The 16,498-nt window shown below is 72.0% G+C and carries 14 protein-coding genes and 1 pseudogene; 7 read left to right on the top strand and 8 right to left on the bottom strand.

What is annotated here, in order from left to right:
* Nucleotides 1-18: 18 nt before the first annotated feature.
* The 5 genes from ychF to ASG70_RS18850 form a co-directional block, all read right to left on the bottom strand.
* Complete coding sequence (gene ychF / locus ASG70_RS08065) at nt 19-1,104, bottom strand: redox-regulated ATPase YchF (protein ID WP_056883340.1); 1,086 nt, start codon at nt 1,102-1,104, stop codon at nt 19-21.
* Nucleotides 1,105-1,116: 12 nt separating this feature from the next.
* Entirely contained in the window at nt 1,117-1,980 is an 864-nt protein-coding gene (locus ASG70_RS08060; protein ID WP_056883339.1) for a thioesterase family protein, read from the bottom strand.
* A 70-nt stretch (nt 1,981-2,050) separates the two neighbouring features.
* Nucleotides 2,051-4,558 (bottom strand): hypothetical protein, encoded by a 2,508-nt coding sequence (locus ASG70_RS08055; RefSeq protein ID WP_156399892.1) that lies wholly within the window; start codon nt 4,556-4,558, stop codon nt 2,051-2,053.
* A 21-nt stretch (nt 4,559-4,579) separates the two neighbouring features.
* Nucleotides 4,580-5,254: a hypothetical protein gene (locus ASG70_RS08050; protein ID WP_056883338.1), complete on the bottom strand. Its 675-nt coding sequence runs from the start codon at nt 5,252-5,254 to the stop codon at nt 4,580-4,582.
* Nucleotides 5,255-5,414: 160 nt separating this feature from the next.
* Nucleotides 5,415-6,323, bottom strand: coding sequence for an NUDIX hydrolase (locus tag ASG70_RS18850; RefSeq protein WP_082590333.1), 909 nt, complete (start codon nt 6,321-6,323; stop codon nt 5,415-5,417).
* Between the two features lie 65 nt (nt 6,324-6,388).
* Between ASG70_RS18850 and ASG70_RS08040 the strand changes: the two genes are divergently transcribed.
* Complete coding sequence (locus ASG70_RS08040; RefSeq protein ID WP_056884070.1) at nt 6,389-7,582, top strand: DNA recombination protein RmuC; 1,194 nt, start codon at nt 6,389-6,391, stop codon at nt 7,580-7,582.
* On the opposite strand, the gene ASG70_RS08035 is transcribed toward ASG70_RS08040, so the two are convergent.
* Together ASG70_RS08035 and ASG70_RS08030 are read right to left on the bottom strand one after the other, a co-directional pair.
* A complete protein-coding gene (locus tag ASG70_RS08035; protein ID WP_235531401.1) occupies nt 7,522-8,799 on the bottom strand; it encodes a cytochrome P450 in 1,278 nt (425 codons plus the stop codon). The genes ASG70_RS08040 and ASG70_RS08035 overlap by 61 nt on opposite strands.
* Before the next feature lie 80 nt (nt 8,800-8,879).
* The gene (locus ASG70_RS08030; RefSeq protein ID WP_056883337.1) at nt 8,880-9,905 is read right to left on the bottom strand and encodes a 4-hydroxy-3-methylbut-2-enyl diphosphate reductase; all 1,026 of its coding nucleotides are present in this window, start codon (nt 9,903-9,905) and stop codon (nt 8,880-8,882) included.
* An 84-nt stretch (nt 9,906-9,989) separates the two neighbouring features.
* Between ASG70_RS08030 and xseA the strand changes: the two genes are divergently transcribed.
* Together xseA and ASG70_RS08020 are read left to right on the top strand one after the other, a co-directional pair.
* On the top strand, nt 9,990-11,252 hold the full coding sequence (gene xseA, locus ASG70_RS08025) for an exodeoxyribonuclease VII large subunit (protein ID WP_056883336.1): 1,263 nt from the start codon (nt 9,990-9,992) through the stop codon (nt 11,250-11,252).
* Nucleotides 11,253-11,263: 11 nt separating this feature from the next.
* Entirely contained in the window at nt 11,264-11,512 is a 249-nt protein-coding gene (locus ASG70_RS08020; protein WP_056883335.1) for an exodeoxyribonuclease VII small subunit, read from the top strand.
* A 39-nt stretch (nt 11,513-11,551) separates the two neighbouring features.
* Here ASG70_RS08020 and ASG70_RS08015 read toward each other — a convergent pair whose 3' ends face one another.
* Nucleotides 11,552-12,106: a DUF4245 domain-containing protein gene (locus ASG70_RS08015; protein ID WP_056883334.1), complete on the bottom strand. Its 555-nt coding sequence runs from the start codon at nt 12,104-12,106 to the stop codon at nt 11,552-11,554.
* A 98-nt stretch (nt 12,107-12,204) separates the two neighbouring features.
* On the opposite strand from ASG70_RS08015, the gene glpX reads away from it, so the two are divergent.
* The 4 genes and pseudogenes from glpX to ASG70_RS07995 form a co-directional block, all read left to right on the top strand.
* Complete coding sequence (glpX, locus tag ASG70_RS08010) at nt 12,205-13,254, top strand: class II fructose-bisphosphatase (protein ID WP_056883333.1); 1,050 nt, start codon at nt 12,205-12,207, stop codon at nt 13,252-13,254.
* Nucleotides 13,254-14,171, top strand: coding sequence for a PfkB family carbohydrate kinase (locus ASG70_RS08005; RefSeq protein WP_056883332.1), 918 nt, complete (start codon nt 13,254-13,256; stop codon nt 14,169-14,171). The genes glpX and ASG70_RS08005 overlap by 1 nt, the downstream gene beginning before the upstream one ends.
* A gap of 35 nt (nt 14,172-14,206) precedes the next feature.
* A complete protein-coding gene (locus ASG70_RS08000) occupies nt 14,207-15,913 on the top strand; it encodes a fumarate hydratase (RefSeq protein WP_056883331.1) in 1,707 nt (568 codons plus the stop codon).
* Nucleotides 15,914-16,041: 128 nt separating this feature from the next.
* Nucleotides 16,042-16,390 (top strand): annotated as a pseudogene (locus ASG70_RS07995) (beta-class carbonic anhydrase); the annotation flags it as partial.
* Between the last annotated feature and the right edge of the window lie 108 nt (nt 16,391-16,498).

Below are 16,498 nucleotides of genomic sequence, written 5' to 3'. Positions count from 1 at the left end.
CCCGAACCGTGACCACGGTCAGACGTTGAAGCGGAACTCCACCACGTCGCCGTCGGCCATGACGTAGTCCTTGCCCTCGATGCGGACCTTGCCGGCGGCCTTCGCGGCGACCATCGAGCCGGCCTCGACGAGGTCGTCGAAGGAGACGATCTCGGCCTTGATGAACCCGCGCTGGAAGTCGGTGTGGATGACGCCGGCGGCCTGCGGCGCGGTCCAGCCGCGGCCGATGGTCCACGCGCGGGACTCCTTGGGACCTGCGGTGAGGTAGGTCTGCAGGCCGAGGGTGTGGAACCCGGTGCGGGCGAGCTGGTCGAGACCGGACTCGGTGGCCCCGAACGACTCGAGCAGCTCCATCGCCTCGTCGGCCTCCATGTCCATGAGGTCCATCTCGAGCTTGGCGTTGAGGAACACCGCGTCGGCGGGCTCCGCCAGGGCGCGCAGCGAGGCGTGGAGCTCGGCATCGCCGAGCTGGTCCTCGTCGAGGTTGAACACGAAGATGAACGGCTTGGTGGTCAGCAGGCCCAGCTGCTTCGCCTCGGCGAGGTCGACACCGGCGGCCGCGCCCGCGGCATACAGGGTCCTGCCCTCCTCGAGCACCTTCTGGGCGGCGACCGCGTTGTCGAGCAGCGGCTTGCTCTCCTTCTTGATCCGCGACTCCTTCTCGAGGCGCGGCACGGCCTTCTCGAGGGTCTGCAGGTCGGCGAGGATGAGCTCGGTGTGGATGGTATCGATGTCGGACGCGGGTGAGACCTTGCCGTCGACGTGGACGACGTCGCCGTCCTCGAACGCGCGGACGACCTGGCAGATCGCGTCCGCCTCACGGATGTTGGCGAGGAACTTGTTGCCCAGCCCCTCCCCCTCGGAGGCGCCGCGGACGATGCCCGCGATGTCCACGAACGACACCGTGGCGGGCAGGATCTTCTCCGACGAGAAGATCTCCGCGAGCTTGCCGAGGCGGGCATCCGGCAGGGGGACGACCCCGACGTTGGGCTCGATGGTGGCGAACGGGTAGTTCGCCGCGAGCACGTTGTTCTTGGTCAGGGCGTTGAACATCGTGGACTTGCCCACGTTGGGCAGGCCGACGATTCCGATAGTGAGAGCCACAAGGCCGAGAGTCTACCGTCGCGGTGTCGCGGCCCTCGCCAGCTGACGGGAGAGCGCGACCAGCCTGCCCTCGCTGTCCCAGACCTCGGCGTCCTCCTCGAGGTAACCGCCCGACATGGTGCGGCTGGTGAGGACGACGCGCAGCCAGCCGGGCGCCGGGCGGGCCCGCACGTGGGCCGTCAGCTCGAGCGTTGGCGCCCAGCCGGGCAGCCCGAGCTCGAAGGCTACCGGCGGCAGGGCGTCGACGGCGAGCAGGAGCAGCAGCGGGTCCGGCTCGCGGTCGTCGGCCATGCGCAGCCACCCGCGGATCACGCCGTTGCCCGACGGCTTGCCCATGGCCCAGCCGGTCGTGGCCGGGTCGAGGCGCAGGTCCAGGCGCTCGAGGAGAGAGGCGTGCTTGAGGAACTGCGGCGGCGCCTGCGCGGCCGAGACGCAGCGGTCCACGGGCGGCAGCTCCGGTGGCACCGCGGTGGTGCTCGCGTCCGCGTCCATCGTGGCGAGGTCGCCGTACGTCGCGAGCACCCGGAGGCGCTCGACCTCGCCGCCCGCCTCGTCGGGCTGCACGAGCGAGGCCTGCCCGTTGGAGACCGCCCGGCCGCGGCGCAGGACCGACGTCCGCACCGTCGCAGGGCCGGGCACGCCGGGCGTCAGGTAGTAGGCGCTGATGGCCAGCGGGTGCGGGTGCGCCGGTCGGTCGCCCTCCGCCTTGCCGAGCTCCTGCGAGAGGGCACGGCCGACGACCGAGAGCAGCAGGCCCCCGTTGACGCCTCCCCCGATGCGCCACCCCTCGCCGAGGGCGGCGTCATAGACCCCCGACTCACTAGCACGCGCCGAAACCGCCGAACCCTCGTCGAACTCGCTGAGCTGCGCGTCCATCGCTCGTCCTCACGTCCTCACTGCACCGCACCGACTCTCGGGACGAGAGCGTATGCCGCGACGGGGCGAGTCACGGCGCAGAGGTGGTCGACGCCACCTCCTCGCCAGGGACCGGCGCCGACGAGGAGCTCGCGCCGGCCGTCGAGGTCGTGGGGCTTCCCGAGGTGCTGGACGCGCTCGGGGCGGTCGAGCTCGCTGAGCCGGAGGTCGACGACGGGGTCGTCCCGGTGGACGCGGCACCACCCGAGGTCGGCGAAGGCTGCGCCCCGGAGCTGGTCGAGCCGGAGGGGGCCTGGCCGGTCGTGGTGGGCACTGTCGTGGGGTTGGTCGTGGAGCTGGTCGTGGAGCTGGTCGTGGGGGTGGTCGACGTCGCAGTGGACGAGTCGCCGCCGCGCGGCTCGACCCACGCCGGGTCCTTGCGCAGGATGGCGAGGATCTGGCGCTCGTAGTCGGCCAGCCGTCCCTGGAGCTCGCTCAGCGGGACGTCCTGGACGTGGTTCCCGAAGGCAGAGATCTCGGCCCACAGCGCGTTGAGCTCCGCCGTGCTGCGGGCGTCCAAGGGGCCGGAGAGAGTGACGACCAGCTGGGTCGCCAGGGCCTGCGTCACGCACTGCACGCAGTTGTAGTTGACGGCAGCGGCGATGTTCTCGGGGACGACGACGTGTGCGTCACCGATGATGACGACGACCTGGAAGGCGACCGCCACCGTCTGGCAGTCGGTGCAGGACGCCAGGGCGTAGGCCTCGTTGGTGTTCGCGACGCTGTTGCCGTCAGCCCACACGAGCGCGAAGGCGACGTCGTACTCGGAGGACCCGTTGGTCGTGTTGACGGCCAAGGCCTGGTTGTCACCCTCGCCGGGAGGGAGCGGGCGGTCGAACGGGAACACCCAGGTGGGCAGTGCCGACCCGTCCGGCGCGGTCTGGCCGGGCCGCGGCGCCATGACCACCGCGAGCACTGGCGCATCGGCGGTGGGAAGTGCCGCTCCCCTGCGCCAGATCGTGCGACCGGTGGCCTGCCGACCCTCTTGCAGCCGCTGCTGGGCCGGTGACACGAGCCCGGTGCGCGTGAAGGTCGTGTGGACCGCGTCGGCCAGCGTCCCCCGCTCGTACGCCTGCACGGGCCGGTAGGTGCCCGGTTGCGGCCACCAGGCCCAGGCCAGGCCCGCGACGACGGCGGCTGCCACGATCCCCGCGGCAGTGCGCCGTACTGGGTGTCCACTCGTCCTGCGCCACGTGCCGAGCACCACCTGGCGGACCAGGCGCGACACGATGAACGCCACCCCGAACACCGGCAGCGCGATGGCCACGATCGAGAGCACGCGGACGACCACGGCGAGCACGTCCCCGTCGGCGGCCTGCGTCTCCAGCCGGGCCCACTGCCGTGCCACCGACGCCCAGGCCGTGCCGGCGACCCGTGGGAAGCTGAGCACCATCATCACCATCGAGAAGGCCAGCACCGGCACGACGACCAGGACCCAGGTGGTGACGACCGCGCGGGCCCACGGCTTGAGCACCTTGGCCTCGGGATCGTTCCAGTGCCTCGGCAGCAGGGAGACCAGCGTCGGCTTGATCCGGTGGTAGAGGTCGGGGACGCCGGTGACGTCCGCGAGCACGTGGTAGCCGTCGAACCGGACCAGAGGAGCGAGCTGGCGCACCATCTGGAGCACCTGGGTGGCGATGATGAGCAGGATGGCGTCCCACCCGGTCGCCCACCACACGCCGAACATCAGGACGGCGACGATGGCGTTGAAGTAGAGACCGCCGAGGTCGGTGCGTACTCGGCCGGCGCGGCCGAGACGGTAGCTGTCGGTGACGTCGGTGTAGAAGGCCGGCCACACCAGGTACAACCCGGTACCCATCGCCCCCGGGGTGGCGCCGCCATACCTCGCGGCGGCAGCGTGGCCGAACTCGTGGAACCCCGCAGACACCACGGTCAGCGCGAAGACGGCGAGCAGCAGCGCAGGCTGGTCGAAGGCCTGGTGCGTCGCCGACCCCAGACCCTTGTGCATCATGACCCACCCGCACACCGCGAGGAACGCGACGACCAGCAGGGCCACGACCACGGGGGCGAACAGCAGCGCGAACGGCGCCGTGATGCTCCGCGTGAGCTTCGGATCCGTCACCACATAGCGGAACCGCAGTGCCAGCAAGGGGTTTGAGCGCTTCAGCTCGGGGTCCGAGCCGTCGACCCTCTTGAGCACCCCGATGGTGCGGAGCTTGGAGTCACACAGCGACTCGACGTCCTCGGCGCGCACCTGGCGGCCGATCGCGGCCCCGACCGCCTCGGCGATCTGGGCCGTCGTGCGCCGGCCGTCCACCTGTTCCAGGACGGCGTACAGGAGGGGTGTCAGCTGGATCGTCTGCCCGTCGCCGCGGCGCACGAGGGCCGGCGCCACGCGGTAGCCGGACCCCGGCACCTCACCGAGCAGCTGGACGCCGTCGGCCCGCACGGGGACCGGCTCGTCGGTCCGGTCGTCGGTCCGGTCGTCGGCCCCCGGTGCGAGGGCCGCCCCGGAGCCGGCTGGCTCGGGGGCAGGCTCGCGCCCGGCTGGGGCCCCAGGCCCCTCGAAGGGAGTCACGTCAGTGCGTCCTCGCGCCGACTACTGGGAGATGTCCGAGGTCTGGTCCGTCGACGCACTGGCGTCGGCGTCGATGTCCTGCGTGATGATGGCGTCCTGCTGCGAGATGGCCACGGCGTCGGAGTCGATCGAGCCGACGTTTCCAGCGACCGATGCGTCGATCGGCGCCGCGACGTTCGCGTTCGCTGCGACGGCGCCGGCGATCGGAGCCGCGAGGTCGAGGTCCGCGGCGAGGTCGACGTCGACGTTGAGCAGGGGGCCGTCGAGGGAGCCGCCCGCATCCACCGCGTCGGTCGACGAGGCGCCGTCGACCGGGACCGTCGAGTCCGCGGCAGGCGCCTGGGCCGCCGTGTCGGCCGGAGCCGGGGCTGCGTCTGCCTGGTCGATGGTGGAGTCCTGGCCGCCCTCGGCGACCGCCTCGCCCGTGATGCCCTGGTCGATGAGGACGCCCTGGTCTGAGAGCGCCTGGGCCTCGGAGCCCACCGAGAGCACGTTGGCCCCGACCGCGGCGTCGATCGGCGCCGCGACGTTGGCGTTGGCCGCGACTGCGAGGTCGATGGGCGCTGCCGCGTCCAGACCGATGTCGAGGTCGGCGTTGAGGTCGAGCAGGCTGATCACCTCCTTGTCGGGGAGGGCGGTGGTGCCTTCGGCAGCCAGCTCCTCCGCGGACAGTGGCGGCATGGTCGAGTCAGTCATGGTGCACTCCGTGTTTCGAACGAATTCCCCCGGCAAGATGACGTCGCGACAGTAGCGGGGTGTGGCGAGCCGCGCACGTCGAACGAGCGGCTGACCTGCAGGAATGCGTTACCGGGCGTTCCCACGCGGCGCACGGTTGGCCGCCGGGCGCGGGCTCACCTCACAGGGCCGGCAAGCCGTCCTCGAGGTAGGCCGTGGGGCCCCGGTGCCCGAGCAGGAAGGCAAGCAGCCGCTGGTTGTACGGCGCCACACGGCTCTCCAGCTCCTCCTCGCCGACCCAGTGCAGCGCGCGGATCTCCCTGGGCTGCAACGTGGCCCGCGTGACGAGCTCCTCGTCCGCGACGCCCAGGTCGAAGATGAAGGCCGTGGCGTCGGACCACCCGCGCCACGGGGGCAGCCAGTTGACGGCCAGCAGCGAGCGCACCTCGACCTCGACGCCGAGCTCCTCACGGACCTCGCGGACCACGCACTGCGCCGGCGACTCGTACGGGTCGACCACCCCGCCGGGAAGGTCCCACTCGTTCTTGTAGACCAGCTCGCACAGGAGCACCCGTCCAGCGGCGTCCCGCACCACGCCCTGGGCGATGGCCCGCTTGGTGGGCAGCGCGGCGTTGAGCTGGGCGATGAAGCCCTCGCGCGTGTGCGGCGGGGCGTCGTCGTCCAGGGCGCTGAGCACCATGACGTCGCCGCGACCGCCGGGGACGGTGACGGCCCGGCTGACACCCTCCTTGCGCAGCCCGGCGCGCATGGCGGAGCGCACCGCGCCGCGGTCCTCGTCCTCGACGCGGGTCTCGACCCGGCGCAGGCCGAGCTCGTCGAACCCCCAGCGCAGCACGAGCCGCAGGGCCCGCTCGACGACGCCGACGGCGCGGTACTCGGGTACGAACAGCCAGATGAGCTCGGCGTCGCCGGCATCGCCGTGCAGCAGCTCGACGCGACCGACCCGCTCGTGCTGCCAGATGGCCTCGAAGGCGACGACGCCGTCACCCACGGTCTCGTCGTCGAGCCCGTGCAGGACGAGGTCGTCGTCGACGAGCAGGGGCTCCGGCGCGGGGAGGTGGTCGGGCATGTCCGGCACGCTACCTCCGCGGCCCCTGCGCCATCCTGTCGGTGGGGGGTGGCATGGTCCTCGCCATGGAACTCGCCCTCGCCCTCCTCGCCGGACTCGCCCTCGGCGCCGCCGCAGCAGCGTTCGTCGTGCACCAGCTCGGTATGGCGCGTGCCGCCGGCGTGGCCGCGGAGCGGGACCTGCTGCGCGAGCGGGTCGTCGACCTCGAGGCTGCCCTGTCCGACGACGCCCAGACCGCCGCCGCCCTGGCGCCCCTGCGCGACGCGCTCGGTCGGGTCGAGCAGCAGGTGGGCACGTTGGAGCGCGACCGCACCCACCAGTTCGCGGCACTGGAGCAGACCATCGCCCAGGTGCACGCGTCCACCACGGCGCTCGGGCGCCAGACCCAGAGCCTGGCGGGCTCCCTCAACGCCTCGACCGTGCGGGGCGCCTGGGGGGAGGTCCAGCTGCGCCGCGTCCTCGAGCACGCGGGCCTGCTCGCCCGGTGCGACTTCGACGAGCAGGTGCACCGGGTCAGCCGTCACGACCGCCAGGTGCGCCCGGACGTCGTCGTCCGGCTGCCCGGCGACAAGTACCTCGTGGTCGACTCCAAGGCACCCATGGTCGCGTTCCTGCGGGCCCAGGCCGACGACCTGTCCGCGGAGGACCGCACCCGGTTGCTGCGCGAGCACGCCACGACCCTGCAGGGACACGCGCGGGCCCTGGCGGCCAAGGACTACTGGTCGGCGTTCGAGAGCAGCCCGGAGATGGTGGTGTGCTTCGTGCCCAGCGAGGCGATGCTCTCCGCCGCCCTGGCCGCCGACCCGAGCCTGCACGAGGACGCCATGGCCCGTCGGGTGGTGCTCGTCGGCCCCGGTGCGCTGATGGCCCTGCTGCGCACGGTGGCCTTCACCTGGCAGCAGGACGCGCTCACCGCCGGGGCGCGCGAGCTCATGACGGTCGGCCGCGAGCTCTACGACCGCCTCGGCACCCTGGGGGGTCACGCCGCGCGGATGGGGACCGCCCTGCAGCGCTCGGTCGAGACCTACAACCAGCTGGTCGGGGCGCTGGAGTCACGGGTCCTGGTCACCGCCCGCAAGATGCACGAGCTCGACATCGTCGAGGACACCCTGGCCACACCCCGACCTGTTGAGACGGGCCCACGGGTGCTCACCGCCGTCGAGCTCCTCGACGCGGCCACCGCGCAGGACGCCAGGCCTCAGCTCGACCTGGAGGCGGAGTCGGCGCCGAGGTGGACGGGCAGGGAGTCCACCGCGTAGACGATCGACTGGTCACGGAAGCGCAGTGACGACGGGTCGACCGTCAGGCGCATCTCGGGGAAGCGGCGGACCAGTCGCGGGAACGCTGTCCGCAGCTCGAGCCGCGCCAGCTCGGCGCCCACACAGCGGTGGAACCCGTACCCGAAGGCCAGGTGCGGCGACGGCGGACGGGTCGGGTCGAAGCGGTCGAGGTCGGGGCCGATGCGCCCGTCGCGGTCCGCGCGGCTCAGGGCGACCACGACCACGTCGCCCTTGCGGATGCGGCGGCCGAACAGGTCGAGGTCCTCCAGCGCGAACCGGGGGAACGCGATCTGCACCACTGACAGGTAGCGCAGCATCTCCTCGACCACGGGGTCCACCGAGGCGTCGTCGTCACGGATGAGGTCGAAGTGCTGCCGGTCGCGCAGGAGCACGAGCGACCCCAGCGCCAGCATGCTCGCGGTCGTCTCGTAGCCACCGGTGAAGACGCCATCGGCCAGGCCGGCGATCTCCTCGTCGCCGACCTCGTCGCCCACCGCCGCGATGATCCGGCCGAGCAGGCCGTCGCCCGGGCTCTCGCGCTGGCGGCGGGTTGCCTCGAGCAGGAAGCTCCGCGAGGACGAGATCGCCCCGAAGGCGCCCGCGCCCCCCGCCGAGACGTCGAACCGGGCGTGGCTGAGCGCCCGGAACCGCTCGCGGTCCTCAGGAGGCAGGCCGAGCAGCTCGCAGATCACGAGGAACGGGATGGGGAAGGCGAACCCGCCGACGAGGTCCGCCTCGGGGCCGGCGGCCGCCAGCTCGTCGAGCTGGGCGTCCACGATCTGCTCGATGCGGGGGGCCAACCGGTTGATCCGGCGCATGGTGAACTCCGGCGTGAGCAGCGAGCGCAGCCGGGTGTGCTCCGGGGGGTCGGTGAAGCCCAGGCCGCCGACGTTGGAGCTGCTGCTGCCGACGTACGGGCGCAGGTCGTTGCTGAAGCGGGACTGTTCGGCGAGGACCGCTCGTCCCTCCTCCTGACCGGAGACCAGCCAGATGTTCATCCCGAACATGTGCGCGAGGCGGTGCACCGGATCGGGCACGGTCGTCCCCAGCCGCGCCACCGGGTCGAGCCCGTCGCGACGCAGGGGGCGCAGCAGCCGGCGCGGCACCGAGTCGAGCGTCGACAGGTCGACCACGCCGGGGCTGCGGGCCACGAGGCGCTGCAGCACGCGCCGCCGCGTCGTCGCCAGGTCGATCACGGTCCCGACGCTACCGGCGGTGCCCCCGGATCGACAGGACCCGCGCCGTACCGGCCGCACGCCGTACCCGGCGGAGCGGGTCAGTGCAGGGAGCCGGCTTCCTCGAAGCTCGCGTCGTGGCGCATCTTGTCGCCCAGCCCACGCGCCTTGAGGTCGCGGCGGATCTCGTTGGGCAGGGAGAACAGCAGGCTCTCCTCGGCCGCCACCACAGGGCTGACGTCGCCGTACCCGCGCTCGGCCAGGTAGGTGAGCACGTCACGCACGAGCACCTCGGGCACGGAGGCGCCGGAGGTGACACCGACGGTGGTGACGCCGTCGAGCCACGAGTCGTCGATCTCGTCGGCGTAGTCCACGAGATGCCCTGCCCGGGAGCCGTGCTCGAGGGCGACCTCGACGAGGCGCACGGAGTTGGAGGAGTTGCGCGAGCCGACGACGACCATGAGGTCGCACTCGGGAGCCATCTGCTTGACCGCGAGCTGGCGGTTCTGGGTGGCGTAGCAGATGTCGTCGCTGGGCGGGTCCTGCAGCGCGGGGAACCGCTCGCGCAGGCGCCGCACGGTCTCCATGGTCTCGTCGACCGACAGCGTGGTCTGCGAGAGCCAGACGACCTTCTCGGGGTCGCGGACGGTGATGTTGGGGACGTCGTCCGGTCCGTCGACCAGCGTGATGTGGTCGGGTGCCTCACCTGCGGTGCCGACGACCTCCTCGTGGCCCTCGTGGCCGATGAGGAGGATGTCGAAGTCGTCGCCGGCGAAGCGGACGGCCTCGCGGTGCACCTTCGTGACCAGTGGGCAGGTGGCGTCGATCGTCTTCAGGCTCAGCGCCTTCGCCTCCTCGTGCACCACCGGGGCGACCCCGTGGGCACTGAAGATGACGGTGGCGCCCTCGGGCACGTCGTCGGTCTCCTCGACGAAGATCGCGCCGCGCTTCTCCAGGGTGGTCACGACGTGCTTGTTGTGCACGATCTCCTTGCGGACGTAGACCGGGGCACCGTAGAGCTCGAGGGCCTTCTCGACCGTGACCACGGCGCGGTCGACGCCCGCGCAGTACCCGCGGGGCGCGGCCAGCAGCACGCGCTTGGTGGGTCGTTCGGTGGTCTCAGTCATGCCTCCATGGTAGGTGGCGCCTCTCTGCCACCCCAATCCGCGTCGTGCGGCGGAGGGCCACGCTCCACCTCCTAGAGTGGGCCCGTGACCGGCCCCGACCAGCGCCCCGACCTCCCGGAGCGAGCCGGCGACACCACTGCCGAGTCGCCCTGGCCGGTCCGGCTGCTCAGCATGAAGATCGCCGAGTACGTCGAGAAGATGTCGGTGCTGTGGGTCGAGGGCCAGGTCGTGCAGCTGACCCGCCGCCCCGGTTCGCGCACCGCCTACCTCACGCTGCGCGACCCCGACGTCGACATGTCGCTGTCGGTGGCGATCTCGACCAACGCCCTCGACGCGATGCCCGTGCCGGTCGCGCAGGGCGCGCGCGTCGTCCTGCAGGCCAAGCCGGTGTTCTGGACCCAGCGCGGCTCGCTCATGCTCGACGCCCGCCAGATCCGTCCCGTCGGCGTCGGCGAGCTGCTCGCCCGGGTGGAGCACCTCAAGCGCACGCTGGCCTCCGAGGGGCTGTTCGACCCCCGGCGCAAGCGCCCCCTGCCGTTCCTGCCGCGCACCGTCGGGCTCGTCTGCGGCCGCGCCAGTGCGGCGGAGAAGGACGTCGTCGAGAACGCCCGTCGCCGCTGGCCGACGGTGCGTTTCGAGATCCGCGAGGTCGCTGTGCAAGGTCCCGCGGCGGTGCAGGAGGTCATGGGCGCCCTGAAGGAGCTCGACGGCCTCGACGGGGTCGACGTCATCGTGATCGCTCGCGGCGGCGGGTCGGTCGAGGACCTGCTCCCCTTCAGCAACGAGGCCCTCCTGCGGGCCGTCTCGGCGGCGCGGACCCCCGTGGTGTCGGCCATCGGCCACGACGTCGACACCCCGCTGCTCGACCACGTCGCCGACTGGCGCGCCTCCACCCCGACCGACGCCGGCAAGCGCGTGGTGCCGGACGCGCAGGCCGAGCGCGACGGCATACGCCAGGCCCGGGCCCGCGCCCGGCGAGCCCTCGCCGCCCACGTGTCCAGCGAGCGCCGCCACCTCGTCGCGCTGCGCTCGCGCCCCGTGGTGGCCAACCCCGCCGCCATGATCGACGCCCGGCGGGCCGAGCTCGACGCCCTGACCGACCGCGCCACCCGCCGGGTGCTCGGGTCGGTGCACCGGGCGGCCGACCAGGTCGGCCACCTCCGGGCGCAGGTGCGCACGCTCTCCCCGCTGTCCACCCTCGAGCGTGGGTATGCCGTGGTGCAGCACCGCGACGGCCGCGTGGTCATGGACCAGGACGAGGTCGTGCCCGACGAGCTGTTGCGCGTCCGCGTGGCCCGCGGCGACTTCGCGACCCGGGTCGTGGGGCTGGCCGCCGACGCCGGTTAGGCTCCTTCCCCATGGCCAAGGGAGAGCAGAAGCCGTCCGCTGCCGCGTCCGGGGGCGCCGACGACTTCGCGGACGTCGCCGAGTTGTCCTACGAGCAGGCCCGCGACGAGCTCATCGACATCGTGGCCCAGCTCGAGGGCGGCCAGGTCGGCCTCGAGGAGAGCATGCGGCTGTGGAAGCGGGGCGAGGCCCTGGCCGCCCACTGCAGCACCTGGCTGGACGGCGCCGAGGCCGCGCTCACCGAGGACGACCCGAAGTAGGGGCGCGCCACGGTCGCGGGACCAGCCCGCACCGGTCGGTCAGCTCTTGGGGACGGGGCGAAGGCTGTCGGCGAAGGCCGTGAGCTCGGGGAACGTGCCCGTGCCGGTGACGATCGTGGTGAGCTGCCCCGTGGCGCCCTTGTTGACCAGGCTGTTCTGCACCTTGCCGTTGCGCACGTAGGTGTCCCACGTCCGGCCACCGGCCTGCGTCGTGCCCGTCCTGGCCGCCCGGTTGGTCTGCGCCTCCACCCACCCGGAGGTGGCGTCCTTGGTCTGCTCGATCGCGACGTAGTTGCCGGTCGGTGACTGGTAGCCGGCGTGCCAGGTCATGAGGCCGTCGGTGGAGCGGACGTAGCGGACGCTGGTGGCCTTCCACCCGTCCGGCAGGCCCTCCGGGCGCTCGATGGCCCAGCCGCTGTCGCGGGCGACCTCCACGGACGCCCCGGTCACGTCCACCGGCGGCTGGCTGACGTTGTTGACGCGCGGCACGACCGCCACGAGGACGGCGACCAGCGCACCGATCACCAGCAGCGAACGGACCATGTTGGCCACGGAGCCGTTGGCGTACGAACTGCGGGGGGCCGGGGTGCTCACGTGCCCATCGTCCCTGACGCAGACCGGTCGGCGCCAACTGCCCCCGCCCCCGGTAGTCTGCGGGCACTCACCCGCCGCCGCGTGAAGGATCAGAACCAGTGTCCGAGCAGCACCTTCCCTCCGCCCTGCGGGTCGGCGTCGAGGCGCCTGACCGCAACCTCGCCCTCGAGCTCGTCCGCGTCACCGAGGCCGCCGCCATGGCCGGTGGCCGCTGGGTGGGCCGGGGCGACAAGAACGGCGCCGACGGCGCCGCCGTCGAGGCGATGCGCACCCTCATCTCCACGGTCTCCATGAAGGGCGTCGTCGTCATCGGCGAGGGCGAGAAGGACGACGCCCCGATGCTCTACAACGGCGAGGAGGTGGGCGACGGCAACGGCCCCGAGTGCGACGTCGCGGTCGACCCGATCGACGGGACGACCCTCACGGCCAAGGGCCAGTCCAACGCGGTCGCCGTCCTCGCCGTCGCCGACCGCGGCAGCATGTACGACCCGTCCGCCGTGTTCTACATGGACAAGCTCGTCACCGGGCCCGAGGCCGCCGACTCGGTCGACATCCGGCTCCCCGTGGCCGAGAACATCCGCCGCGTCGCCAAGGCCAAGCGCCAGACCGTCGAGGACGTCACGGTGGTCATGCTCGACCGTCCGCGCCACGAGAAGCTGGCGGCCGAGGTGCGCAGCGCGGGCGCCCGGCTGCGTTTCATCTCCGACGGTGACGTGGCCGGCGCCATCATGGCGGCCCGTGACGACACCGGCATCGACCTGCTCCTCGGGGTCGGCGGCACCCCGGAGGGCATCATCACCGCCTGCGCGATCAAGTGCCTCGGCGGCGTCATCCAGGGCCGGCTCGCGCCGCGCGACGACGAGGAGCGCCAGAAGGCCGTCGACGCCGGGCACGACCTCGACCGCGTGCTGTCCACCGACGACCTCGTCCGGGGCGAGAACTGCTTCTTCGTCGCCACCGGCATCACCGACGGCGAGCTGCTGCGGGGCGTCCGCTACCGCGCCGGCGGGGTGACGACCCACTCGCTGGTCATGCGCTCCAAGTCGGGGACCATCCGCCTCATCGAGAGCCACCACCAGCTGGCCAAGCTGCGGGCCTACAGCTCGATCGACTTCGACCACGCCATCCCCTCGGCCCAGGACGCCTGATGCACCCCCGGCTGCTGGTGGTCGGCGAGGCCCTGGTCGACATCGTCACCGACGCCAGCGGCGAGTCCGCCGAGCACGTCGGCGGCAGCCCTGCCAACGTCGCGGTCGGCCTCGCCCGGCTCGACCACCCGGTCGACTTCGCCACCTGGCTCGGCCATGACGAGCGCGGCGAGCGCATCGCCGCCCACCTGCGCCGCCATGGCGTCACCGTGCTGGCCGACAGCTTCGGCTCCTCGCCCACGTCGGTGGCGGCAGCCAGGCTCGACCAGTCCGGCGCGGCGACCTACGACTTCGACCTGCACTGGGAGCTGCCCGAGGTGGCGCTCCCGCAGGGCACCGGGCACGTGCACACCGGCTCGATCGCGACGGTGCTGCAGCCGGGCGCCGACAGTGTCACGTCAGTGTTGCGCGCGGTCCGTGAGCAGGGCACCGTCTCCTACGACCCCAACATCCGCCCGAGCATCATGGGCGACCTCGGCGCCGTACGGCTGCGCGTGGAGGAGCTGGTCGCCCTCTCGGACGTGGTCAAGGCCAGCGAGGACGACCTCGCGCTGCTGTACCCCGCCGAGTCGCCGGAGCAGGTCATGGCCCGGTGGGTGGGGCTCGGCGCCGGCCTGGCGGTCGTCACCCTGGGTGCCGACGGCGTCGCCTTCCGCGTCGCCTCCGAGGAGCGCACCGGCCGCGAGCGCGCGCGGGTGAAGGGCGTCGTCGACACCGTCGGCGCCGGCGACTCGTTCATGGCCGGACTGGTGTCCGGCCTCGTGGCCGCAGGCCTCCTGGGCGACCCGGGTGCACGGCAGCGGCTGCACGACGCGACACTGGAGGACGTGGGGCCCGCCATCGAGCGCGGCCTCGCCACGAGTGGAGTCACCGTCGGCAGGGCCGGGGCCTACGCCCCCAGCCTCGACGAGCTGTAGTCGCCCGCCGCGGCGACCCGAGGAACAGGAGCACCATGCCGGAGTTCGACCCGGAGTTCGACCCGGAGGCCGGGGTCCCCTACGAGGACCTGCTGCCCATCGGCCCCGACCAGACCGAGTACCGCCTGCTCACGACCGAGGGCGTGAGCACGGTCGAGGGCCCGGGCGGCCGCACCTTCCTGCAGGTGGAGCCGGAGGCGCTGCGGCTGCTGACCGACACGGCCATGCACGACATCGCGCACTACCTCCGACCCGCGCACCTCGCCCAGCTGCGCCGGATCATCGACGACCCGGAGGCGAGCAACAACGACAAGTTCGTCGCGCTCGACCTGCTCAAGAACGCCAACATCGCCGCCGGCGGTGTCCTGCCGATGTGCCAGGACACCGGCACCGCGATCGTCATGGGCAAGCGCGGCCAGCACGTCCTCACCGCCGGCACCGACGAGCGGGCCATCGCGCGCGGCGTCAGCGACGCCTACACCCGGCTCAACCTGCGCTACTCCCAGATGGCGCCCCTCACCACGTGGGAGGAGAAGAACACCGGCTCCAACCTCCCCGCGCAGATCGAGCTCTACGCCGACACCGCCGAGGGCCACGAGAACGCCTACAAGTTCCTCTTCATGGCCAAGGGCGGCGGCAGCGCCAACAAGTCCTTCCTCTACCAGGAGACCAAGGCGATCCTGAACCCCGAGCGCATGCTCGCGTTCCTCGACGAGAAGCTGCGCTCGCTCGGCACCGCGGCGTGCCCGCCCTACCACCTGGCCATCGTCATCGGCGGCACGAGTGCCGAGTTCGCCCTGAAGACAGCCAAGTACGCGAGCGCGAAGTACCTCGACGAGCTTCCTCGCGAGGGCTCGATGAGCGCCCACGGCTTCCGGGACACCGAGCTCGAGGAGCAGGTGCTCGAGCTGACGCGCAACTTCGGCATCGGCGCGCAGTTCGGCGGCAAGTACTTCTGCCACGACGTCCGCGTGGTCCGGCTCCCCCGCCACGGCGCGTCGCTCCCCGTCGCCATCGCAGTCTCCTGCTCCGCCGACCGGCAGGCCCTCGGCAAGATCACGCCCGAGGGTGTCTTCATCGAGGTCCTCGAGAAGGACCCGGCCCGCTTCCTGCCCGAGACGGCCGAGGAGCACCTCGAGGGCGAGGACGACGTCGTCCGGATCGACCTCAACCGGCCGATGGACGACATCCGTGCAGAGCTCGCGAAATACCCTGTGAAGACACGGCTCTCGCTCAGTGGACCCCTCGTCGTCGCCCGCGACATCGCGCACGCCAAGATCAAGGAGCGCCTCGACGCCGGCGACGGGATGCCGCAGTACCTCAAGGACCACGCCGTCTACTACGCCGGCCCGGCCAAGACGCCCGAGGGTTACGCCAGCGGCTCGTTCGGCCCGACGACGGCCGGCCGGATGGACTCCTACGTCGACCAGTTCCAGGCTGCCGGCGGCTCGATGGTCATGCTGGCCAAGGGAAACCGCTCCAAGCAGGTCACCGACGCCTGCGCCAGGCACGGCGGCTTCTACCTCGGGTCGATCGGCGGTCCTGCGGCGCGCCTCGCCCAGGACTGCATCCGCTCCGTCGAGGTCCTCGAGTACCCCGAGCTCGGCATGGAAGCCGTCTGGAAGATCGAGGTCGAGGACTTCCCCGCCTTCATCGTCGTCGACGACAAGGGCAACGACTTCTTCGCGTCCACCACCAAGCCGATGGCCATGTCCATCCCGAAGAGAGCGGGCCTGCTGTGAACGAGACATCCACCAAGGCAACGGGTTTCGACGACCTGATCGCTGCCAACCAGCGGTACGCCGAGACCGAGTTCACCACCGGCGGGTTCGACGGCATCGCCCATGCGGGCGTCGCCATCGTCACCTGCATGGACTCGCGCATCGACCCGTTGCGACTCGTCGGCCTCAAGCCCGGTGACGCCAAGATCTTCCGCAACCCCGGTGGCCGCGTGACGCTCAACGCCCTCGAGGCGCTGGTCCTCGGCGTGCACCTGCTCGGCGTCGAGCGCGTGCTCATCGTCCCCCACACCCGATGCGCCATGGCCAGCAGCTCCGAGCAGGAGCTGCGCGAGCGCGTCGGGGCGTCCGCCGGGCAGGACGCCTCGTGGCAGGGCTTCCACGTCGTCACCGACCAGCGGACCGCCCTCGCCGCCGACGTGGCCGCCGTGCGCAGCCACCCACTCATCCCCGACACGATCAAGGTCGGCGGGTTTCTCTNACGACGTCGACAGCGGCCTGATCGAACAGCTCTTCTGAGGGCCCGGCACACGACGGAGGGCGGGGTACGGCGCGTGGTGAGCACGCGCCGTACCCCGCCCTCTGCGT

Source organism: Phycicoccus sp. Soil748, from assembly GCF_001428025.1.
Lineage (GTDB): Bacteria > Actinomycetota > Actinomycetes > Actinomycetales > Dermatophilaceae > Pedococcus.
Note: the sequence above shows the minus strand (reverse complement) of the source record. Positions and strands in the feature narration are given on the sequence as shown.